Annotated in this window: 19 protein-coding genes and 1 pseudogene; 7 read left to right on the forward strand and 13 right to left on the reverse strand. The window is 73.7% G+C overall.

Annotated features, from left to right (window positions below; all coding sequences use genetic code 11):
* Positions 1 to 20: 20 nt before the first annotated feature.
* Complete coding sequence (locus tag ACW0Q9_RS01460) at positions 21 to 1,202, reverse strand: acetoin utilization protein AcuC (protein ID WP_456177863.1); 1,182 nt, start codon at positions 1,200 to 1,202, stop codon at positions 21 to 23.
* Positions 1,203 to 1,250: 48 nt separating this feature from the next.
* Positions 1,251 to 2,108 carry a sulfurtransferase gene (locus ACW0Q9_RS01465; RefSeq protein WP_456177864.1) on the reverse strand — a complete coding sequence of 286 codons (858 nt, stop codon included), beginning with the start codon at positions 2,106 to 2,108 and terminating at the stop codon, positions 1,251 to 1,253.
* A 98-nt stretch (positions 2,109 to 2,206) separates the two neighbouring features.
* On the opposite strand from ACW0Q9_RS01465, the gene ACW0Q9_RS01470 reads away from it, so the two are divergent.
* Positions 2,207 to 2,893: a metal-dependent transcriptional regulator gene (locus ACW0Q9_RS01470; RefSeq protein ID WP_456177866.1), complete on the forward strand. Its 687-nt coding sequence runs from the start codon at positions 2,207 to 2,209 to the stop codon at positions 2,891 to 2,893.
* A 28-nt stretch (positions 2,894 to 2,921) separates the two neighbouring features.
* Here the strand turns inward: ACW0Q9_RS01470 and ACW0Q9_RS01475 are convergent, their stop codons facing one another.
* The 4 genes from ACW0Q9_RS01475 to ACW0Q9_RS01490 form a co-directional block, all read right to left on the reverse strand.
* Positions 2,922 to 3,470: a hypothetical protein gene (locus tag ACW0Q9_RS01475; RefSeq protein ID WP_456177868.1), complete on the reverse strand. Its 549-nt coding sequence runs from the start codon at positions 3,468 to 3,470 to the stop codon at positions 2,922 to 2,924.
* Between the two features lie 86 nt (positions 3,471 to 3,556).
* Positions 3,557 to 3,799 (reverse strand): DUF5522 domain-containing protein, encoded by a 243-nt coding sequence (locus ACW0Q9_RS01480; protein WP_088970449.1) that lies wholly within the window; start codon positions 3,797 to 3,799, stop codon positions 3,557 to 3,559.
* A gap of 30 nt (positions 3,800 to 3,829) precedes the next feature.
* Positions 3,830 to 4,807: an asparaginase domain-containing protein gene (locus ACW0Q9_RS01485; RefSeq protein ID WP_456177871.1), complete on the reverse strand. Its 978-nt coding sequence runs from the start codon at positions 4,805 to 4,807 to the stop codon at positions 3,830 to 3,832.
* Positions 4,804 to 5,445, reverse strand: coding sequence for a class I SAM-dependent DNA methyltransferase (locus ACW0Q9_RS01490; protein ID WP_456177872.1), 642 nt, complete (start codon positions 5,443 to 5,445; stop codon positions 4,804 to 4,806). The genes ACW0Q9_RS01485 and ACW0Q9_RS01490 overlap by 4 nt, the downstream gene beginning before the upstream one ends.
* A gap of 161 nt (positions 5,446 to 5,606) precedes the next feature.
* Here ACW0Q9_RS01490 and ACW0Q9_RS01495 point away from each other — a divergent pair, with 161 nt between their 5' ends.
* The 3 genes from ACW0Q9_RS01495 to ACW0Q9_RS01505 all read left to right on the forward strand — a co-directional run bounded on the left by ACW0Q9_RS01495 (position 5,607) and on the right by ACW0Q9_RS01505 (position 8,560).
* A complete protein-coding gene (locus ACW0Q9_RS01495; RefSeq protein ID WP_456177874.1) occupies positions 5,607 to 6,863 on the forward strand; it encodes an MFS transporter in 1,257 nt (418 codons plus the stop codon).
* A gap of 96 nt (positions 6,864 to 6,959) precedes the next feature.
* Entirely contained in the window at positions 6,960 to 7,301 is a 342-nt protein-coding gene (locus ACW0Q9_RS01500) for a YciI family protein (protein ID WP_151461360.1), read from the forward strand.
* Between the two features lie 65 nt (positions 7,302 to 7,366).
* The gene (locus ACW0Q9_RS01505) at positions 7,367 to 8,560 is read left to right on the forward strand and encodes an RNA polymerase sigma factor (protein ID WP_456177899.1); all 1,194 of its coding nucleotides are present in this window, start codon (positions 7,367 to 7,369) and stop codon (positions 8,558 to 8,560) included.
* A gap of 21 nt (positions 8,561 to 8,581) precedes the next feature.
* Here ACW0Q9_RS01505 and ACW0Q9_RS01510 read toward each other — a convergent pair.
* Positions 8,582 to 9,524, reverse strand: a pseudogene (locus ACW0Q9_RS01510) (GlxA family transcriptional regulator).
* Between the two features lie 83 nt (positions 9,525 to 9,607).
* On the opposite strand from ACW0Q9_RS01510, the gene ACW0Q9_RS01515 reads away from it, so the two are divergent.
* The gene (locus ACW0Q9_RS01515) at positions 9,608 to 10,036 is read left to right on the forward strand and encodes a DUF6010 family protein (protein WP_456177877.1); all 429 of its coding nucleotides are present in this window, start codon (positions 9,608 to 9,610) and stop codon (positions 10,034 to 10,036) included.
* 61 nt (positions 10,037 to 10,097) lie between these two features.
* Here the strand turns inward: ACW0Q9_RS01515 and ACW0Q9_RS01520 are convergent, their stop codons facing one another.
* The 4 genes from ACW0Q9_RS01520 to nrdR all read right to left on the reverse strand — a co-directional run bounded on the left by ACW0Q9_RS01520 (position 10,098) and on the right by nrdR (position 15,424).
* The gene (locus ACW0Q9_RS01520; protein ID WP_456177900.1) at positions 10,098 to 10,835 is read right to left on the reverse strand and encodes a nucleotidyltransferase domain-containing protein; all 738 of its coding nucleotides are present in this window, start codon (positions 10,833 to 10,835) and stop codon (positions 10,098 to 10,100) included.
* A gap of 123 nt (positions 10,836 to 10,958) precedes the next feature.
* Positions 10,959 to 11,894: a DUF2332 domain-containing protein gene (locus ACW0Q9_RS01525; RefSeq protein ID WP_456177879.1), complete on the reverse strand. Its 936-nt coding sequence runs from the start codon at positions 11,892 to 11,894 to the stop codon at positions 10,959 to 10,961.
* 109 nt (positions 11,895 to 12,003) lie between these two features.
* Positions 12,004 to 14,895 carry a vitamin B12-dependent ribonucleotide reductase gene (locus ACW0Q9_RS01530; protein ID WP_456177881.1) on the reverse strand — a complete coding sequence of 964 codons (2,892 nt, stop codon included), beginning with the start codon at positions 14,893 to 14,895 and terminating at the stop codon, positions 12,004 to 12,006.
* Between the two features lie 34 nt (positions 14,896 to 14,929).
* On the reverse strand, positions 14,930 to 15,424 hold the full coding sequence (nrdR, locus tag ACW0Q9_RS01535) for a transcriptional regulator NrdR (protein ID WP_355642742.1): 495 nt from the start codon (positions 15,422 to 15,424) through the stop codon (positions 14,930 to 14,932).
* A gap of 543 nt (positions 15,425 to 15,967) precedes the next feature.
* Here nrdR and lexA point away from each other — a divergent pair.
* Positions 15,968 to 16,750 carry a transcriptional repressor LexA gene (gene lexA / locus ACW0Q9_RS01540; protein WP_456177883.1) on the forward strand — a complete coding sequence of 261 codons (783 nt, stop codon included), beginning with the start codon at positions 15,968 to 15,970 and terminating at the stop codon, positions 16,748 to 16,750.
* Between the two features lie 59 nt (positions 16,751 to 16,809).
* Here the strand turns inward: lexA and ACW0Q9_RS01545 are convergent, their stop codons facing one another.
* Together ACW0Q9_RS01545 and hflX are read right to left on the reverse strand one after the other, a co-directional pair.
* Positions 16,810 to 18,402 carry a hypothetical protein gene (locus ACW0Q9_RS01545; RefSeq protein ID WP_456177885.1) on the reverse strand — a complete coding sequence of 531 codons (1,593 nt, stop codon included), beginning with the start codon at positions 18,400 to 18,402 and terminating at the stop codon, positions 16,810 to 16,812.
* Between the two features lie 50 nt (positions 18,403 to 18,452).
* Positions 18,453 to 19,916, reverse strand: coding sequence for a GTPase HflX (hflX, locus tag ACW0Q9_RS01550; RefSeq protein WP_456177902.1), 1,464 nt, complete (start codon positions 19,914 to 19,916; stop codon positions 18,453 to 18,455).
* Between the two features lie 196 nt (positions 19,917 to 20,112).
* On the opposite strand from hflX, the gene ACW0Q9_RS01555 reads away from it, so the two are divergent.
* A partial coding sequence (locus ACW0Q9_RS01555) for a malic enzyme-like NAD(P)-binding protein (protein WP_456177887.1) occupies positions 20,113 to 21,494 on the forward strand: 1,382 nt, incomplete at its 3' end.

A 21,494-nucleotide genomic window follows, 5' to 3' on the forward strand; every position in this document is an offset into this window, starting at 1 on the left:
GGTCCTCCCCCACCACCGGATCAGTCGCGCGGGTCGTGCGGGTCGAGCCCGAGCAGCGGGAAGACCGCCTTGCGGGTCGCCGCGACGGCGCGGTCCACCGCGGTCGGCTCGCCGCTCGGCTGCCACGGCTGGTACGACGGGTCGACGTCGTCGGTCATCCGCAGCGGGATCTCGTGCCCCGGCCGCCGTCGCGCCGCCAGTTCCCGCCAACCCGGCGGGGTGAGCGTGGCCGGGTCGAGAGGCTCCCCGGTGGCCACCGCGAGCAGGTGCGTCCAGGCCCGGGGCACCACCTCGACCAGCGCGTACCCGCCGCCGCCGAAGGCGACCCAGCGGCCGTCGCAGAGCTCGTCGGCGAGCGCGCGCAGCGCCTGGTAGGTGGCCCGCTGCCCGTCGACGGAGAGGCGCAGGTCGGCCAGGGGGTCGAGCCGGTGCCCGTCCGCCCCGCACTGGGTGACCAGCACCTGCGGCCGGAACGCCCGCAGCACCGACGGCACGATCGCGTGGAACGCGCGCTGCCAGCCCGGGTCGCCGACCCCCGGCGGCAGCGGCACGTTGACCGCGGACCCCTCCGCGCCCGGGCCGCCGGTCTCGTCGGGGAACCCGGTGCCGGGGAAGAGCGCCAGCGGGGTCTCGTGCAGGCTGACCGTGAGCACCCGCGGGTCCCGGTAGAAGATCTCCTGCACCCCGTCGCCGTGGTGCACGTCCACGTCCACGTACGCGATGCGCTCCGCGCCCAGGTCGAGCAGGCGGGCGATGGCCACCGCCGGGTCGTTGTAGACGCAGAACCCGGCCGCCCGGGCCGGCATGGCGTGGTGCAGGCCACCCGCCACGTTGACGGCCCGGCGGGCCTCGCCGCGCCAGACCGCCTCGGCCGCGGCCACGCTCGCCCCGGCGACCAGCGCGCTCGACTCGTGCATGCCGTCGAAGACCGGGTTGTCCGAGGTGCCGAGGCCGAAGCCGGCGAAGAGCGGGTCCCGGGGCGCGGCCCGCACGGCGTCCAGGTAGCGCGGGTCGTGCACCCGGGTCAGCAGCGCGTCGTCGGCCGGCTCCGGCTTCACCAGCCGGGCCCCGGGCCGGTCCAGCACCCCCAGTTCCCGGGCCAGCGCCATGGTCAACTCGACCCGGACCGGGTCGAGGGGGTGGTCGCCCATGTCGTACCCGAGCAGGGCCTCGTCCCACACCACCACCGTGTCGTCGGCCATGGGGCCATCGTCGCACGTGGGCCGGGGCGGCCCCACCGCACGCGCGGCTCAGCGGCCGGACGTCTCCCCGGTGGCGACCGGACGGTCCGGGTCGGCCACCCAGTTGCTCCACGAGCCGACGTACAGGGCGGCGTCCGGGCGGCCGGCCAGGTGCAGCGCCAGCACCGCCTGGGCGGCGGTCACCCCCGAGCCGCAGTACGCGCCGACCGGCGCACCCCCGGCCACCCCGGCGGCGGCGAACCGCTCGCGCAGCGCCTCGGCGGCGGGGAAACGTCCCTCGGCGACGTACTCGGGAGCGGGCAGGTTGACCGCGCCCGGGACGTGCCCGGCGACCGGGTCGATCGGCTCGGTCTCGCCCCGGTAGCGCGGGGCGGCCCGCACGTCGAGCAGCACTCCGGCGTCGGCGGCGGCCAGCCGGGCGGCCTCCCCCGCGTCCAGGACCGGCAGCTCACCCGGGGTGACCGTCACGTCCCCGGGCGCGGGCGCGGGCGCCTCGGTGGAGACGGGTCCGCCGGCCGCGACCCAGGCCGGGTAGCCGCCGTGCAGCACCCGGACCGCCCGGTGGCCGGCCCAGCGCAGGGTCCACCAGGCGCGGGCGGCCGACATGCCGTCGCCGCCGTCGTACACCACCACGGGGTGACCGGCGCGGACGCCGGCGGCCCGCAGCGCGGCCTGGAGCGCGGCGGGGTCGGGCAGCGGGTGCCGGCCGGCGGCGCCGGGCCGGCCGCAGAGCTCGGTGTCCAGGTCGACGAAGACGGCGCCGGGCAGGTGACCGGCCAGGTAGTCGTCCCGGCCGGGCGGCCCGGCGAGCCGCCAGCGGACGTCGAGCAGGGTCGGCGGGTCGGCGTGGTCGAGCTCGGCGGCGAGCCGGTCGGGCTCGACCAGCAGGTCTTCGGTTCCGGACATGCGGTCCAGTCAACACCATCCGGGCAGCGACCTCCCGGTTCGGCGTCCCTAGATCGTCGGGGGTCCGGGGTAGCATCGAACGCCGGGAGGCCGCTGACGTGAAGCATGACCTGGTCGACACGACCGAGATGTACCTGCGCACCATCCTCGAGCTGGAGGAGGAGGGGGTGCCGCCGCTCCGTGCCCGGATCGCCGAGCGGCTGAAGCAGAGCGGCCCCACGGTCAGCCAGACCGTCGCCCGGATGGAGCGGGACGGCCTGCTCACCGTCGAGGGCGACCGTCACCTGACGCTCACCGAGCTGGGCCGCAACTCGGCGGTTTCGGTCATGCGCAAGCACCGGCTGGCCGAGCTGCTGCTGGTCAACGTGATCGGGATGCCCTACGAGGAGGCCCACGAGGAGGCCTGCCGGTGGGAGCACGTGATGAGCGACGCGGTCGAGAAGCGGGTCTACGACCTGCTCAACCGCCCGACCCGCTCGCCCTACGGCAACCCGATCCCGGGCCTTGAGGAGCTGGGCGACCCGGGCCCGCTGGCGGCCGAGACCGCCGAGGGCGAGCGCAACCTGGCCTTCCCCGGCCTCTCCGGGCCGGTCGTGGTGCGGCGGATCTGCGAGAGCGTGCAGACCGACGCCGACGTGCTCCGGCAGCTGCACGCCGCGGGCGTCGACCCGGGCGCCACGGTGACCGTGGCCCAGGAGCGCGACGGCGTGTCCATCGACCGCTCCGGCGACCGGGTCCGGCTGCCCCGTGAGGTGGCCTCCCGGGTGTTCGTCGCGGCCCGCTGACCCGCCCGGTCCCGCCCGCGCGGGCCGGTCAGAGCTGCCGGGTGTCGATCACCTTGGCGAGGTTGACCAGCTTGCCGGCCACCTTCTCGGCCTCGGCCGTGGCGGTGCCGCGCGGGCTGGTCCACCGCAGCGTGGCCAGCCGCCCCTCGCCGGCGAGCCAGCCCACCTCCGCCGCCGGGCCGTTCTTCGCGGTCTTCGGCAGCGTGTGCCGGTAGCCGATCTTCCCCAGCTTGGTGACCTTCTTCGCGCCCCGGGGCAGCACGTCCAGGGTGAAGCTCGACGTGTCGATCGACGTGTCGGTCACCGTGAGGGTCAGCTCCGGCAGGACGGCTCCCTCGGCGCGGACCACACACGTGTGGGTGTCGCCCTTGTCCGTGGCGGCGGCCACGTCGAACCTTCCGCCGGTGTGCTTGGCGATCACCGCGAAGTCGAGCAGCCGGCACGCCCCGCCCGACGAGGCCGCGGCGACCTCGACCGCCCGCGGTTCCGCCGCCGGCACCGCCACCGGCGGGGCCTCCTTGGCGCAGCCGGCGGTCAGCAGTACGGCCGAAGCGGCCAGCCAGGTCCGGGCGCGCACGTGGAGACCTCCGCAGTCGTCGGCGGGGGCCGCCCGCCGGATGTCCGTCGGACACCGTACGGGCTGCTCGCCGGGGACGGAAGTCCTCAATCGTCCACATACGGACAGTGCCGGCATCCTCGCCCGCAGCACGTGCCCCGTCGGGCCAGGAAACCGGCGCTGAGCACGAAGAGCCCGGTGGCCGGGTCCAGGTAGCCGGCCTCCCCGGCGGCCAGGGCGGCGGCGTGCGCGGCCAGGATCCGCTCCCGGTCCGGGTGGTCGGGCGACAGCCGCGACGGGTGCGGCTCGGTCAACGGCCGGTCCGCCAGGGGTCGTCGCTCTCCGGTCACCGGGCGAGTCTACGGAGCAACCGCGCCGGTTCAGCCGTGGCGGGCGAAGGCCTCGGCGACCGCCGCCCGGTCCGCGCCCCCGGCCAGCAGCATGCGGAGCAGCACCTTGGCCTTGTACGGGTCGAGCAGCCCGCCGCAGACCAGCCCGCGCCGCCGCAGGTCGGTCTCCGAACCGACCGCGCCGTAGGTGTTCCGCAGCACCGAACCCGCCCCGGTCCGCGAGGCGAGCACCACCGGCATCCGGGCGGCCAGCGCGCCCAGCGCCGGGGCGAGATCCGGCGGGACGTGCCCCACCCCGAAGCCGGCCACCACCAGCCCGTCCAGGCCGGGGGCGAGCGCGTCGAGCAGCGCCAGGTCGTCGTCGAGGGTGACGGTGTGCAGCGCCACCCGGGTGGCGGCGAGCCGGTCCCGGTCCACCGGCGGCAGCGGGGCGCGCCGGGGCGGGCGGGTGAGCAGGCGTACCGCGCCCTCGATCACGTGCCCGAGCGGGCCGGCGTTGGGCGAGGCGAAGGTGGCCGTACTGGTGCTGTGGGTCTTGCGGACGAACCGGGCGGCGTGGACCTCGTCGTTGAACGCCACCAGCACGCCGAGGTCCCGTGCGGCCGGCGCGGCGGCGACCCGGGCGGCGGCCAGCAGGTTGGCCGGGCCGTCCGGGCCGGCCAGGGTGGGGTTGCGCATCGCGCCGGTGAACACCAGCGGCGCCGGGTGCGGCCAGACCAGGTCGGCCAGGAACGCGGTCTCCTCCAGCGTGTCGGTTCCCTGGGTGACCACCACGCCGGTCGCCCCGTCGGCGACCGCCGCGCCGGCCGCGTCCACCAGGTCCAGGATCTGCCGGTACGCCAGCGCGGCGCTGGGCACCGCCTCGACGTCCCGCACGTCGAGCGGGATGTCGGCGAGCCCGGGCACGGCGGCCGTGAGGTTGGCGCCGGTGAGCCGGCTGACGACTCCCTGCGCGCCGCTGCCGGCCATGGCGATCGTGCCGCCGAGGGTGAAGAGCGCGACGGTCACCGGACAGCCTTCCGAGCGAGGAGAAACGCCTGCGGACCCCGATCGAGTTCCTCCGCTTCGCGGACCAGCGTGGCGTGCACGGCCAGGCCGGCCGCCGTGAGCTGCGCGGCCAGCCGTTCCGGCGGCAGCCAGTGCACGTCGTACGAGACGGTGTGGCCGTACGCCTGCTCCAGCCGGATCCGCCGGTCGCCGGCCTTGACCGCGAGCAGCAGGTGACCGCCCGGGGCGAGCACCCGGTGGAACTCGGCGAACACCTCGGGCAGCAGCTCCGGCGGCAGGTGGATGATCGAGTACCAGGCGACGAGCCCGGCGAGCGCCGCGTCGGGCGTGGCCAGCGCGGTCATCGAACCGACCTCGAAGCGCAGCTCCGGGTGGGCCGCGCGGGCCACCTCGACCATCCCCGGCGAGAGGTCGACCCCGGCGACGTCCAGGCCGAGACCGCGCAGGTGGGCGGTGACCCGCCCGGTCCCGCAGCCCACCTCCAGCACCGGCCGGCCGGGCCCGACCAGCTCGGCGAACGCGACAAGCATCCCCCGGTCGAGCGGGCCCTCCACCACCTCGGGGAGCAGCCGCGCGTAGTCCACGGCGACCGTGTCGTAGGCGGCCCGCGTCTCGGTGAGCCAGCTCGGTTCGATCATGAAGGTCGACCCTAGTCGCCGGCCGGCCCGGCGTCCGCCCGCACCCGACCCGGCCGAGCGACGAACGTCTCCGGCCGGGAGAAATGCCGCGCCCCGCAGCGGACCGGCGGGATAACCTGCCGGGTCGCGAACCCGTGACCCCGACGGACAGGCCCTCAGCGGTGACCCAGCAACTGACGCCCCCGACCACCGGAACCCGCACCTCGCTGTGGCGGAGCCGGGACTTCCTGCTGCTCTGGAGCGGCCAGACGGTCAGCGAGGTGGGCACCCGGATCTCCGGGGTGGCGGTGCCGCTGCTGGCCGCGGACGTGCTCGACGCCACCGTCTTCCAGGTCTCCCTGTTCACCTTCCTGGCCTGGCTGCCGTACCTCCTCTTCTCGCTGCCGGCCGGGATGCTGGCCGACCGGGTCGACCAGCGGCGGCTGATGGTCGCCTGCGACCTGGGCCGGGCGGCGCTGCTGCTGTCGGTGCCGGTGGTCGCCCTGGTCGGCCACCTCACGCTGGCCTTCCTGTACGCGGTGGTCGGGCTCACCGGCGTGCTGACCGTCGCGTTCACCGTGGCGTACCGGAGCCTGCTGCCCGCGCTCGTCCCGGCGGACGACCTGACCTCGGCCAACGCGCGCCTGGAGGTGAGCGAGAACCTGGCCCAGCTGGCCGGGCCGAGCGCCGGTGGCGTGCTCGTCGGGCTGCTCGGCGCGGCCCGGACCTTCGTCGTCGACGCCGCCAGCTTCCTGGCCAGCGCGGTCACGCTGCTGCTGGTCCGGCACCGCCCGGCGCCGCGCACCGAGGGCCGGGTGCCGGTCCGGGCGGCGCTGACCGAGGGGCTCGGGTTCATCCGCCGCCAGCGGATCCTCGCCCTGGTGCTCGCCTGCACCGCCACCTCGAACTTCTTCGTGATGGCCGCTCAGGCCATCGAGGTGCCGTACCTGCTGCGTGTGCTGCACGCCGCCCCGGCCACCATCGGCGTCCTGTTCAGCCTGGGGTCGGTGGGCGGGCTGCTGGCCGGCGTGCTGGCCGGGCGGGTGACGGCGCTGCTCGGCACCGCCCGGACCATCTGGGTGTCGATGGCCGCGCCCGGCCCGCTCTACCTGCTGATGCCGCTGGCCAGGCCCGGCTGGGGCGCCCTGCTCTACGCGGTCGGCACCGCCGCGTTCGCGGCCAACGCGGTGCTGTTCAACGTAACGGCCATGTCCTACCGGCAGCGGGTCACCCCGGCCCGGCTGCTCGGCCGGGTCAACGCCGCGTTCCTGTGGATCTGCTACGGCGTCATCCCGCTCGGCGCCCTGCTCGGCGGCGCCCTCGGCACCCGGCTCGGGCTTCGCCCGGCGCTGCTGGTCTGCGTGCTCGGCATGTGGAGCGCGGCGCTGTTCGTGGTCTGTTCCCCGCTGCGCCGGATGCGGGACTTCGCGAGCTCGTGAAAAGAGGCAAGATTTTTCCCGGGCCGCTGTCGAATCCGGCCGGGCCCGTCCGTCGGTGAGGCGGAAGAGGGAAAACGACAACCCAAGGAGACACCGATGGCCCAGTACGCAGTCCTCGTCTACTCGCCCGCGCCCGCCGACCCGATGGACCTGACCCCCGACTACGTGGCCCTGCTGGAGCGGTACGGCGACCAGGTCACCGAGCTGGGCGGGCAGATCCTCACCGGGTTCGCGCTCCAGCCGAGCACCACCGCCACGGCGATCCGCGGCGACCTGGTCACCGACGGCCCGTTCATCGAGGCCAAGGAGGTCGTCGCCGGGTTCTACATCCTGGAGGCGCCCGACCTGGACGTGGCCCTGAAGATCGCCAAGCTGAACCCGGCCACCATCGACGGCGGCGTCGAGGTCCGGCCGCTCTTCCAGCCGCCGGCCGAGTGAGCGACACCGCCACCGTCGCCGCCGAACGCGCCGTGGCGGACGCGCACCGTCGCGAGTGGGCCTTCGTGCTCGCCGCGACGGCGCGCGTCGCCGGCGACCTCGACGTGGCCGAGGAGTGCGTGCAGGACGCCTACCTCGCCGCGCTGGCCGCCTGGGCGCGGGACGGCGTACCCGACAAGCCGGGCGCCTGGCTCACCGCCACGGCGAAGCGCAAGGCGCTCGACGTGCTGCGCCGGGAGAAGGTGTTCCGGTCGAAGATGCCCCTGCTCGTCGAACCGGCGGAGGCCGAGATGACGGACGAGCCCGGCGGGGACGCGGTCCCCGACGACCGGCTGCGGCTGGTGTTCACCTGCTGCCACCCGGCGCTGGCCCGGGAGGCGCAGGTGGCGCTGACCCTGCGCCTGGTCTGCGGGGTGGCCACCGGCGACATCGCCCGGGCGTTCCTGGTCACCGAGACCACCATGGCGGCCCGGGTCACCCGGGCCAAGAAGAAGATCGCCGCCGCCCGGATCCCGTACCGGGTGCCGGAGGCCGCCGAGCTGCCCGAACGGCTCGACGCCGTGCTCACCGTGATCCACCTGCTCTTCACCACCGGGCACACCGCGCCGACCGGGGCCGACCTGGTCCGCGCCGACCTGGTCGACCGGGCGGTGCACCTGACCCGGATGCTGCTCGCGCTGATGCCCGACGAGCCGGAGGTACGCGGGCTGCTCGCCCTGCTGCTGCTCACCGACGCCCGCCGGGCCACCCGCACCGACGGTTCCGGGCGGCTGCTGGTGTTGGAGGAACAGGACCGGTCGCGCTGGGACCGGACGGCCATCGCCGAGGGCAGTCAGCTGGTCCTGGGCGCGTTCCGCACCGGCCGGGTCGGCCGGTACGCCCTCCAGGCCGCCATCGCCTCGCTGCACGCGGTCGCGCCCAGCTACGCCGCCACCGACTGGCCCCAGGTGGTACGCCTCTACGACGAACTGCTGAAGCGCTGGTCGTCCCCGGTGGTCGCGTTGAACCGGGCGGTGGCGGTGTCGATGGTCGACGGCCCGGCGGCCGCCCTGGCGGAGGTGGATCTTCTCGCCGCGGACGCCCGGCTGGCCGGCTACCACTACCTGCCGGCGATCCGCGCCGACCTGCTGCGCCGCCTCGACCGGCCTGCGGAGGCGGCGGACGCCTACCGCGCGGCCCTGGCTCTGGTCGACAACGAGGCCGAGCGCGCCTTCCTCACCACCCGCCTCGCCGAGGTCGCCACCGCCGATCGCCGTTGATCACGTTGCGGTGCGACACCGTCAGCGACGAGGTGAGGGCGGGAACGCGGCGCGGTAGGCGCGGGGCGGGACGCCGACGACCTGGCGGAAGGATTCGCGGAAGGCGGTCGGGGAGGTGAAGCCGACGAGCGCGCCGACCCGTTCCACCGGCTGATCGGTCCGTTCCAGCAACTGCTGCGCGCGACGGATCCGCTGCCGGTTGAGCCACTGGACGGGGGTGGAACCGGTCTGGTCGCGGAAGTGCCGGCTGAGCGAGCGCGTGCTCATCGAGGCGCGCGCGGCGATGTCGGCCAGGGCGAGCGGGCGGTGCAGGTTGTCGGTCAGCCAGACCAGCAGCGGTTGCAGGCTCTGCCCGGCCGGCGTCGGTGGCTCGTACGCGATGAACTGCGCCTGACCGCCCGCGCGCTCCAGCGGCATGACGCAGCTCCGTGCGGTCTCCGCGGCGACGGCGGCACCGTGGTCGCTGCGCACGACATGCAGGCACAGGTCGAGCCCGGCCGCCGCGCCGGCCGACGTCAGCACCGGCCCGTCCGCGACGAACAGCACGTCGGGGTCGACGGTGACGGCGGGGTGGCGGCGGGCCAGCTCGGCCGCGGCGGCCCAGTGGGTGGTGGCCCGCCGGCCGTCGAGCCGCCCCGCGGCGGCCAGCACGAAGGCGCCGGTGCAGATCGACACCAGCCGGGCCGGGGTGGCGGCGAGCGCACCCAGGATCGCGACGGGCACCGCCGCGTCGAGGTCGGCTGTCCCCGGCACGACGACGGTGTCGGCCTCGGCCAGCGCGGAGAGGTCGTGGGGTGCCCGGATGCTGACCGCGCCCGCCCGAACCTCATTGGTGACCGCGCACACCCGCACCCGGTAGGCGGGGCGGCCCGTCGGCCAGGTGCGCCCGGCCGAACACCTCGACCGGCACGGACAGGTCGAACGGGACGACGCCGTCGTAGGCGAGAACCACCACCTCATGCATGGGTACATCCTGGCGCGAATCCGTCGAGGGTCGGCTCGCCGGCCCCTGCCGGCCACACCGGCCGGGCCCCAGAATCGGCCACCATGACCATTCTCGTGCCAGTGCTCATCGGCGCCCTGTACGTGTGCCTCAACGCCCCGATCCCCGAACCGCACCGCCGCCACCTCAACGCGATCATGGTCGCCGGGGCCGGGGCGGCGTATCTCAGCGGCGGTGGTCTCGGCGCCGGGGAGTTTCCCTTCGTCGCGCTGATGGTCTACGTGGGCTGGCGGGGCCTGACGTCCTGGAGGTGGATCGGGATCGGCTGGCTCCTGCACACCGCCTGGGACGTCGTACACCACCTGAAGGGGGCGCCGATCATCCCGTTCGCGCCCGGCTCCTCCCACGGCTGCGCCATCTGTGACCCGGTCATCGCCCTCTGGTGCCTGACCGGCGGCTGGTCGGCGGCGGACCAGGTGCGACGGCTGCTTCCGTCGGCTCCAGGCGTCCGGAGCGCTACCCGAACCAGGTGACCGCCTGGCCGTGGCCCCCGGGTCCAGGCGAGCGGCGTCCCGTCCAGCGCGAGCACGGTCGTCAGGTCCGGCCCGGACCGCCCCACCACCTCGGGTCACGCGCTCTCGCCACCGTGCGGCGGGCATCCCGCCAGGCGATCAGGGCGGTGCGGATCCGGGGCGAGGGGACGTTCTCCCCTCGGCGACGGGCCTGCAGTTGCTCGATCAGCCAGGCCGGCGCGTGCGCCGCCTCGACGGCCCTGGTCTTGGTGAGCAGGTCGCCGTGGCGCAGCGCGTGCCGGCCGCGGGCCATCGAGGTGAGCCCCAGGTCGGTGAGGGCGGGATCCAGCCACAGCCACGGCCTCCGGGCGGCCCAGGCCCAGTAGCCGGTGAGTTCGGCGCGGGCGGCGGCGCGTACGTCGTCGTCGCTCACCGGCGGGAACACCTCGCCGGGTGGGCGGCCGAAGGCCGCGTACCCGTGCCGGACCAGCTCCGCCCGGGTGACGCCGGACAGGATGCGCTGGACGAGCTGCCCGTGCGTCCACGTCGGATGCTTCCGGTCGCCGTCGGGGATGGTGGCGCCGTCGACGTAGACGCAGCCCAGGTGCAGCCCGGCGGCGCTGCCCGCGTCCAGGCGGCGGTGCACGGCGACCAGGGTCGCCTCCCGCGCGGCGTCGACCGGGCCGTCGGTCAGCGCCACCAGGTCGAGATCGCTGACGCCGGGCCGGTAGTCGCCGGTTGCCAGCGACCCCGCGACCAGCAGATCGGTGACCCACCCGAGCGCCGCGAGCTCACGAACGAACTCCTCGACGACCGGCAGCGCCACCACGACCCCAGTCTATGAAGCACCGGGCGCCGGCGCTCCCCGGTGAATCTTGGACACTTACCGTCCACCGCGAACAACAAGTGTCCGAGATCGAGACGATGGCGGGCGGCCGGGCGCCTACCCGAACCACGTGATCGCCTGGCCGTGCCCGCGGGTCCAGGCCAGCGGCTGTCCGTCGAGCGCGAGCACGTTGTGGAACCCGCCCGGCGGTTGCTCCGGCAGCGTGGCGTAGGGCAGCACGTCGGGGTCCTCGTTCGCGATCCAGTGCCCGGGCAGCTCGCGGACCAACTCGGCGAACGCTTCCCGTCGCGGCGGCGGCACCTGGTAGAGCACCGAGGTGTGGAACACCACCAGGGTCGCGTCCCGGGGCGCCCGCGCGGCCAGCGCCGGCAGGTCGTCCACCAGGTCACCCGGGACCAGCAGGGGCGGCTCGGCCGCGGCGACAGCCGCGGCGGCCCGCAGCCGCTCGCGGCGGTGCGCGTGCTCCGGCCAGATGAGCGCGTCGAGCCACGCCACGTCGGCCGGGTCGGTCACGTCGAGCGGATGGAGATCCAGGCCGGCCCGCCACACCACGTCCGGCGGGCGGGCCGGCGGTGCCGCCCCGGTGAGCGCGCAGTCGAGGACCGGCTCGCCCGCGCCGAGGGAATGTTCGCCGTAGCGGTAGGCGTACCGGTCCGGGTAGAGGCACAGGCCCGCGGAGGCGCCGACCTCCAGCAGCGCGAGGGGCTGCGGCAGCGACGCCAGCACCGGCAGGAGTACGGCACACCGGCCCGGCTCGTTGGTCTGCGTGGCCCGCGTGCGGATCTCCGCCTCGATGGCCGGCCAGTTCGCCAGTGCGTACTCGTGGAAGGCCGCCGGGTCCTCGACCGGGCCGCCGAGCAGCCGGACCACGGCGAAGAGCAGGTTCGGCTGGCGCTTGGCCGGCGGCAGGGTGTCGATCCGGGCCAGCAGCTCGCCGTCGCGGGCGACCGCCCCCGACAGCCGCTCGTACGCGGGCGACACCCCGCGTGCCTCCCGGGCGGCGAAGGTGGCGTAGCGGTCCGCGGTGGTCATGGCCCGAGCATCCCAGCCGGCCGCCGTCGGAGCGACGTGAGCTTCGTCCCCTCCAGACGCCGCGAGCGCGGCAGGGAGACCCCTGCCGCGCTCGCGAGCCGGTCGTGCGTCAGCTGCAGCCGCTGGTGGAGCCGCAGCCCTCGCAGACGTAGCAGCTGCCGGCCGGCCGCATCTTCGTGCCGCAGGTGAAGCAGAGCGGCGCGTCCGCGGCCTTGCCGATCACGGCCTCCAGCAGCTCGGTGCTGGAGCCCACCGACGGCGCCGGCTTGACGGCGGCGACGTCCGCCATCTCCTGCTTCGGCTGGGCCACCGCCTTCGGCTCGGGCGCCTCGACCGGGGCGGAGGCGGCCATCGCGGTGAGGTCCGCACCGCTCGCCTCCGCCTCCGCCTCGGCCGCGAGCTGGGCGGCCCGCTCCTTCGCGGTGAAGATGCCCAGCTCGGCGCGGCGCTCGTACGGCAGGAAGTCCAGGGCCAGGCGACGGAAGATGTAGTCCATCACCGAGGCCGCCATCCGCACGTCCGGGTCGTCGGTCATGCCGGCCGGCTCGAAGCGCATGTTGGTGAACTTGCTGACGTACGTCTCCAGCGGGACGCCGTACTGGAGACCGATGGAGATGGCCACCGAGAAGGCGTCCATCACGCCGGCCAGGGTCGAGCCCTGCTTCGACATCTTGAGGAAGACCTCGCCGAGGCCGTCGTCCGGGTACGACGAGGCGGTGAGGTAGCCCTCCGCGCCGCCGACCGAGAACGAGATGGTCTCCGACGGGCGCTTCTTCGGCAGCCGCTTGCGCACCGGCCGGTACTCGACGACCTTCTCCACGACCTTCTCGACCTCGGCGGCCGGGGCCTGGGTCTCGGCGGTGGCCTTGTTCGCCTTGGCCACCGAGAGCGGCTGGCCGACCTTGCAGTTGTCCCGGTAGATCGCCAGCGCCTTGAGGCCGAGCTTCCAGCCCTCGAAGTAGATCTTCTCGACGTCCTCGACGGTGGCCTGCTCGGGCATGTTGACCGTCTTGGAGATGGCGCCGGAGACGAACGGCTGGATCGCCGCCATCATCCGCACGTGGCCCATCGGCGCGATGGACCGCTCGCCCATGGCGCAGTCGAAGACCGGGTAGTGCTCCGGCTTGAGGCCGGGGGCGTCCACCACGTGGCCGTGGTCGGCGATGTGCTCGACGATCGCCTCGACCTGCTCCTCGGGGTAGCCGAGGCTGCGCAGGGCACGCGGCACGGTCTGGTTGACGATCTGCATCGAGCCGCCGCCGACGAGCTTCTTGAACTTGACCAGCGCCAGGTCCGGCTCCACGCCGGTCGTGTCGCAGTCCATCATGAAGCCGATGGTGCCGGTCGGCGCGAGGACGCTGGCCTGCGAGTTGCGCCAGCCGTTCTTGTCACCGACCTTGTTGCCGAGCGTCCACTGCCTGGTGGCCTCGCGCTGGATGGCGGTGGCCACGGTGCCGGTCGGCTTGATGGCGTCGTTGGCGGCGGCGTGCTTGCGCATGACCCGCTTGTGCGGCTCCGCGTTGCGGGCGTAGCCGTCGTACGGGCCGACGACGCCGGCCAGCTCGGCGGAGCGGCGGTAGGCGGTGCCGGTCATCAGCGAGGTGATCGCCGCGGCGACCTCCCGACCCTGCTCCGAGTCGTACGGCAGGCCGGAGGCCATCAGCAGCGCGCCCAGGTTGGCGTAGCCGATGCCGAGCTGCCGGTAGGCGCGGCTGGTCTCACCGATCTTCTCGGTCGGGAAGTCGGCGAAGCAGATCGAGATGTCCATCGCGGTGATGACGAACTCGACCGACTTGACGAACTTCTCCACCTCGAAGCCGCCGTCGGCGCGCATGAACTTCATGAGGTTCAGCGACGCCAGGTTGCACGAGGAGTTGTCCAGGTGCAGGTACTCCGAGCACGGGTTCGACGCGGTGATCCGCCCGGTCTCCGGGCAGGTGTGCCAGTCGTTGATGGTGTCGTCGTACTGCAGGCCGGGGTCGGCGCACTCCCAGGCGGCCTGGGAGATGCTGCGGAACAGCTTCTTGGCGTCGATCGTCTCGATGGTCTGCCCGTCGAGCCGGCCGCGCAGGTCGAAGCCGCCGCCGTTCTCCACCGCGGTCATGAACTCGTCGGAGACCCGGACCGAGTTGTTGGCGTTCTGGTACTGCACGCTGACGATGTCGGCGCCGCCCAGGTCCATGTCGAAGCCGGCGTCCCGCAGCGCGCGGATCTTGTCCTCCTCGCGCGCCTTGGTGACCACGAACTCCTGGATGTCCGGGTGGTCGACGTCGAGGATGACCATCTTGGCCGCGCGCCGGGTGGCGCCGCCGGACTTGATGGTGCCGGCGGAGGCGTCCGCGCCGCGCATGAAGCTGACCGGGCCGGAGGCGTTGCCGCCGGAGGAGAGCAGCTCCCGGGAGGAGCGGATCCGGGACAGGTTGACGCCGGAGCCGGAGCCGCCTTTGAAGATCAGCCCCTCCTCCTTGTACCAGTCCAGGATCGAGTCCATCGAGTCGTCGACTGACAGGATGAAGCACGCGCTGACCTGCTGCGGCGAGGGCGTGCCCACGTTGAACCAGACCGGCGAGTTGAAGCTGAACACCTGGTGCAGCAGCATCCAGGTCAGCTCGTGCGCGAAGACCTCCGCGTCGGCCGGGCTGGCGAAGTAGCCGTACTCCTCACCGGCGGTGCGGTAGGTGCCGACCACCCGGTCGATGAGCTGCCGGAGCGACCACTCCCGCTCCGGGGTCCCCACCGCGCCCCGGAAGTACTTGGTGGTCACGATGTTGGCCGCGTTGACGGACCAGGACTCGGGGAACTCCACCCCGCGCTGCTCGAAGTTGATCGAGCCGTCCCGCCAGTTCGTCATGACGACGTCGCGGCGCTCCCAGGTGACCTCGTCGTAGGGATGCACCCCCTCGGTCGTCCAGACGCGCTCGATCTTCAGCCCTGCCCCGGCCTTGTTCCGTGACTTGCTGGTCGTCACGCCCTCGCCCCCCTCGTCAGCGCGGTCACCCACCGCGCGTCGTCAAACTGTCAGAAATCCGTGAAACTCAACTGGTCGCGCCGGCGGCCCCGACCGCCCCGGCGCCCTCCCGGGCCCGCGCGGCCTCCCGCAGCGTCTCGATCTCGCGCTCGAAGTCGGCGAGCGAGTCGAAGGAGCGGTAGACGCTGGCGAACCGCAGGTACGCCACCTCGTCGAGGTCGCGCAGCGGCCCGAGGATGGCCAGCCCGACCTCGTTGCTGGGGATCTCGGCGGCCCCCTTGGCCCGGACGGTCTCCTCCACCTTCTGCGCGAGCAGTGCGATGGAGTCGTCGTCGACCGGCCGCCCCTGGCACGCCTTGCGCACCCCGCCGATGATCTTGGTGCGGCTGAACGGCTCGGTCACCCCGCTGCGCTTGACCACCGCGAGCACCGCCTCCTCGACGGTGGTGAACCGCTTGCCGCACTCCGGGCAGGACCGCCGCCGCCGGATGAGCTGGCCGTCGTCGGCCTCCCGCGAGTCGACCACCCGGGAGTCGGCATGCCGGCAGTACGGACACCGCATCGCCTGACCTCCTTCATCGACCGCGGCCCGCCGGCCGCCCCCGGGCACGCGTCACCGCGGCGGCACCATCTCTCGATGGCCGCCGCCGGGTCGGCGGTGCGGGAGTGCGGTCGGTAACCGGACCCAACCTGTAGGCGACTTACGCCCATGTAACCACAACATCTAGGGGTTGACCGTATGCCGTCGCACTAGCGAGGTCAAGTTGAACCGCGTGTCCGGCGCGTCATCAGAATCACTCACCCGTGCCACCCCGTCCCCGGCGTACCGAAGCACCCAACGGCCGGCGGCCGGCGGGGTCACGGGGCGCCGGGATAGAACATTCGTTCGAGAGCGACGTACCATTTATCAGAACAGGCGTTCGGAAATCCAGGATTTTGGCGCGACACGCCGACAACAGGTCGTACAGATGTTTGAAAATGGCCGATCTCACCTATACGGTCAACAACGACCGGGCGCGGCGGATCGCGGCGGACCGGACCACAGCACCATCGAGCACGCACCACGAGCCGACGAGGCACCCAGCGCCGACCAGGGAGGACGGACGTGACCGAGGACCGGGCCAGCCGGCAGAAGAACCCGCAGCCGATCGACGGGGCGGGTCCGCCGGCGACCCGTCGACCCCGCACCGCGCGCAGCCGGGCGGCCCAGCCCGCCGTGCGTCCGGTCACCCCGGTGGTCAGCACCTTCCCCGACCCGGCGACGGTCGACCTCACCGCCCGGCAGCGCCGGATCCTGGAGTTCATCCGCACCTGGGTGGAGCGCCACGGCTACCCGCCGAGCGTGCGCGAGATCGGCGAGGCGGTCGGCCTGGTCTCCCCGTCCAGCGTCGCCTACCAGCTCAAGGAGCTGGAGAAGAAGGGCTTCCTGCGGCGCGACCCGAACCGGCCGCGCGCGGTGGACGTCCGGGCCCCCGGCGACGTCGACGACGAGGCGGCCCGCGCCCAGCGCCCCGCCCCGGCGTACGTGCCGATGCTGGGCCGGATCGCCGCCGGTGGCCCGATCCTCGCCGAGCAGGCGGTGGAGGACATCTTCCCCCTCCCCCGCGAGCTGGTCGGTGAGGGCGAGGTCTTCATGCTCCAGGTCAAGGGCGACTCGATGCTCGACGCGGCGATCTGCGACGGCGACTGGGTGGTGGTCCGGCAGCAGCCGACCGCCGAGGTCGGCGACATCGTGGCGGCCATGCTCGACGGCGAGGCGACGGTGAAGACCTACCGGCGGCGCGACGGGCACGTCTGGCTGATGCCGCAGAACCCGGCCTTCGACCCGATCCCCGGCGACGACGCCACCATCATGGGCCGCGTGGTCGCGGTGCTGCGCCGCATCTGAGACGAGACGAAGAAGGGGGGTGACCGCCGGCCCGGCGGTCACCCCCCTCTCTCGTGCGCTCAGTAGCGGTCGCCCCGGTAGTCCCGGCCACCGCCGGAGACCTGGCCGTACTGCTGGCCCCGGTCACCGTAGCCGCCGTCGCGGCGGCCACCGCGCGGGTCCCGGTGGTCGGGTTCGCGGCGCGGCGGTTCGGCCCGGCCGGGGCCGTAGCCTCCGCCGCCCGGGCGGCCACCGCCGTAGCCGCCACCGCCCGGGGCGCCTCCGCCGCCGTAGACGCCGCCGCCCTGGGGGCGGCCACCGCCCTGCGGGCCGCCGCCGTAGACCGCGCCGCCACGACCGCCGCCCTGCGGGCGGCCGCCGCCGTAGACCCCGCCGGCCGGGCGGGCGCCGTTCGCCGGGGCGCCGCCGTAGACCCCGCCCTGCTGGCCGCCACCGCCGCCGTAGACCCCGCCGCGTGGCGGGGCGTCGGGCCGGTTGGGCGGCGGCGGGAAGCCGGGGTTGGCCGGGAAGTCGTCGTCGCGTTCGTCGGTCGGCGCCGGCTTGCGCCGGGCCTTGAGGATGCCGAAGATGCCGGCGCCGACCATGAGCGCGCCGAGCACGCCGAGCGCCGCGATCAGGTACGTGATCTCGTCGAGGCTGAGCCCCTCGATCCAGGACTTCTCCGCGGCCGGCCTGGTCACGTCCTCACCGGCGTTGGGCAGCGCCTCGACCCCGGTGGTGGCCGGGGTGTAGCTGAGGATGTCGATCGGGTCCGCGGCGTCGAGCAGGCCGCCGTCGGAGACCGTGACGAAGGACCTGCCGTCCGGCGTGTAGGCGATGGCCTCGCCGAACGGGTCCGCGAGGGGGGTGACCCGCGGCTTGCCGCTGGTCAGCGCGGCGACGATGTTGCCGCCGGTCACGTCGAACTCGAAGGCGTCGCCGTAGGTGCGCAGCACCACCTTGCTGCCGTCGGGCGAGCGGGCCGCGCCGGTGACCAGCAGCCGGCCGGGCCCGCCCAGCTTGTTCTCGGTGTTGGTCTTGGGCAGGGTGACCTCGCCGACCTTCTTCATCGGGATGGCCTCGGGGTCACCGCCGCTCTTGAACTTCACCGTCGGCGTGAAGATCTCCGACTTGCCGGACAGGTCCTTGGTGATGACCAGCGGCAGGTTGTCGTCGCCGACGAGCAGCGCCTCGGCGTCGTGCGGCTCGTTGCCCGGGTAGGTCAGCCGGTGCAGCACCGGCTGCTTCGACCCGCTCAGCGGCATCGTCCAGATCGCGACCCGCTCCCGCCGGGTCTTGGCCTCGACGTTGTCGCCGGTGTCCGCGATGTAGAGGGTCTTCTTGTCCGGCCCGACCGCCAGGTCCTCGGTGTCGCGGGGCCCGGGATCCACGTATCGGACCGGGTCCTTGGCGATCTCGCACTTGGTGTCGAGGAAGAAGATCCGCTCCCGGCTCTCGATCTCGGTGCCGTCGTTGATCACGACGTAGCCGGTGCCGGTGGCGACGATGCCGGACAGCTCCCGGAGCCGCTCGTCGTCGACGGTGCACTTCTTCTTGGGAGCCGCGGCCAGCACGGGGGCCGCGGCGGGAGCCGCCAGGGCGAACCCGGCCGGCGCCACGACCGCGCCGACGAGGCTCAGCGCGATCGTGACCGAGGAGACAGCGTGCCGCATGGCGCCAAGTGTCGCACGGCCCGGGTTTCGGGCGGGTGACGCCGGACGGCTCACCGCCCGGCGCCCACCCGTTCGTCGCTGGTGAGCCGGTCCCCCGCCCGGTACGGCGCGAGCTCGGCGGCGAGCGCCTGACCCACCCGGACGTGCAGCAGCGTGCCCTCGGGCAGGTGCGCGGTGCTGAGCACCTCGCCCTGCCGGTGCACCCGGGCCACCAGGTCGCCCCGGTCGTACGGGAGCACCGCCCGGACCTCGACGGCCGGCCGGGGCAGCCGCTGCTCGATCGCCTCGCGCAGCCCGTCGATCCCGCGCCCGCTGTGCGCGGAGGCGAAGACCGCCTCCGGCCAGAGCCGCTTGAGCCGCAGCAGCGTCTCCTCGTCGGCGGCGTCGGTCTTGTTGACCACCAGCAGCTCGGGGAGCCGGTCGGCGCCCACCTCGGCGAGCACCTCGCGGACCGCCCGGACCTGCTCCTCCGGATCCGGGTGGGTGCCGTCGACCACGTGCACCACGAGGTCGGCGTCGGCGACCTCCTCCAGCGTCGAGCGGAACGCCTCGACGATCTGGTGCGGCAGGTGCCGGACGAACCCGACCGTGTCGGAGAGGGTGTAGAGCCGGCCGTCCGAGGCGGTGGCCCGGCGGGTGGTCGGGTCCAGGGTGGCGAACAGCGCGTTCTCCACCAGCACGCCCGCCCCGGTGAGGCGGTTGAGCAGGCTGGACTTGCCGGCGTTGGTGTAGCCGGCGATGGCCACCGCGGGCACCGCGTTGCGGGAGCGGCGGGCTCGCTTGGTCTGGCGTACCGTCGTCATGCTCTTGATCTCGCGGCGCAGCCGCGCGATCCGGTGCCGGATCCGGCGCCGGTCGGTCTCGAGCTTGGTCTCACCGGGACCGCGCAGGCCCACGCCGCCGCCGGCGCCACCGCCGCGGCCGCTACCACCGGTCTGCCGGGAGAGGGTCTCACCCCAACCGCGCAGTCGCGGCAGCAGGTATTCGAGCTGGGCCAGCTCGACCTGCGCCTTGCCCTCGCGGCTCTTCGCGTGCTGGGCGAAGATGTCGAGGATCAGGGCGGTCCGGTCGACCACCTTGACCTTGGTGCGCTGCTCCAGGTTGCGCAGCTGCGACGGGGACAGCTCACCGTCGCAGATGACCGTGTCGGCGCCGGTGGCGAGCACCACGGCGCCCAGGTCGTCGACCTTGCCCCGACCGATGTACGTGGCCGGGTCCGGCCGGTTGCGCCGCTGGATCAGCCCCTCGAGCACCTGCGAGCCGGCCGTCTCGGCCAGCGCCGCCAGCTCGGTGAGGCTGTTGTCCGCGTCGTCCTGGGTCCCCTCGGTCCAGACGCCCACGAGGACGACCCGCTCCAGCCGGAGCTGGCGGTATTCGACCTCGGTGATGTCGGTGAGCTCGGTGGAGAGGCCGGGGACCCGCCGCAGCGCCTGCCGCTCCGACAGCTCGTACTCGCCGGTGGTGGCGTCGAGCTCGTCGTCCTCGTAGGGAAGGAAGGTCTCCTGCTCTCGCAAACCGCGACTCCTGTCCGTTATGTCTTTTGTCGGGGCATTTCCCGTTCGCATGAGCATCCTGACATGTCCCAACGCGCGACGCACCTGCTATATGCCCGTGGCGCTACTAACCGGTAGCGGGGTCGGATGCCGGCCGACCTGGGCGGGCGAGTAGAAATGCCAGGCGAGCCGCTCAGCGCTGACGGAGGAGTTCTACGTGGCCAACACCCGACTGCCGAGTGCCGGATTCTCGATCACGATCCGGATCGCGGTACCCGCGGACGCCTCCTCCATCGGGCGGCTGACCACCGCGGCGGGCGAGGCGGGCGCCATCGTCACCGCGCTGGACGTGGTCGACTCCGACCCGGCCCACGTGATCGTCGACCTCACCTGCGACACCGCCGACGCCAGCCACGCCGACCAGGTGGTCGACGCGCTGACCGCGCTCGACGGGGTGGACGTCCGCAAGGTCTCCGACCGGACGTTCCTGCTGCACCTGGGCGGCAAGATCGAGGTCAACTCGAAGGTCGCGCTGCGCACCCGCGACGAGCTGTCCCGCGCGTACACGCCGGGAGTGGCCCGGGTCTGCATGGCGATCGCCGAGAACCCCGCCGACGCCCGCCGGCTCACCATCAAGCGCAACACCGTAGCCGTGGTCAGCGACGGCTCGGCCGTGCTCGGCCTGGGCAACCTCGGGCCGGCCGCCTCGCTGCCGGTGATGGAGGGCAAGGCGGCGCTGTTCAAGCGCTTCGGCGGGGTGGACGCCTGGCCGGTGGTGCTGGACACCCAGGACACCGACGAGATCGTGCAGATCGTCAAGGCCATCGCGCCCGCGTACGGGGGCATCAACCTGGAGGACATCGCCGCGCCGCGCTGCTTCGAGATCGAGGCCCGGCTGCGCGAGGCGCTGGACATCCCGGTCTTCCACGACGACCAGCACGGCACCGCGATCTGCGTGCTGGCCGCGCTGACCAACGCGCTGCGGGTGGTGGGCAAGCACCTCTCCGACGTCCGCGTCGTGGTCTCCGGCGCCGGCGCGGCCGGCACCGCGATCATGAAGCTGCTGCTGCGCCAGGGTGTGGGCGACATCATCGCGTACGACCGGCAGGGCGCCCTGCACCGCGGGCTGCCCGACCTCAACCCGGCGTGGCAGTGGCTGGCCGAGCACACCAACAAGGAGAACTACTCCGGCGACCTGCCCGGCGCGATCCGCGGCGCGGACGTGTTCATCGGGGTGAGCGCCCCGAACCTGCTCACCGGCGACGACATCGCCACCATGGCCAAGGACGCGATCGTCTTCGCGCTGGCCAACCCCGACCCGGAGGTGGACCCGCGGGAGGCCCGCAAGCACGCCGCCGTGGTCGCCACCGGCCGGTCCGACCAGCCGAACCAGATCAACAACGTGCTGGCCTTCCCGGGCGTCTTCCGCGGCATGCTCGACGCGCACGCCGAGGAGTTCACCGAGGAGATGGCCATCGCGGCGGCCCGGGCCATCGCGGACGTGGTCGGCGAGGACAAGATCAACCCGACGGTGATCGTGCCCAGCGTCTTCGACTCGCGGGTCGCCCCAGCGGTGGCCGCCGCGGTGCGCGCCGCCGC

The organism is Micromonospora sp. I033 (assembly GCF_053890995.1).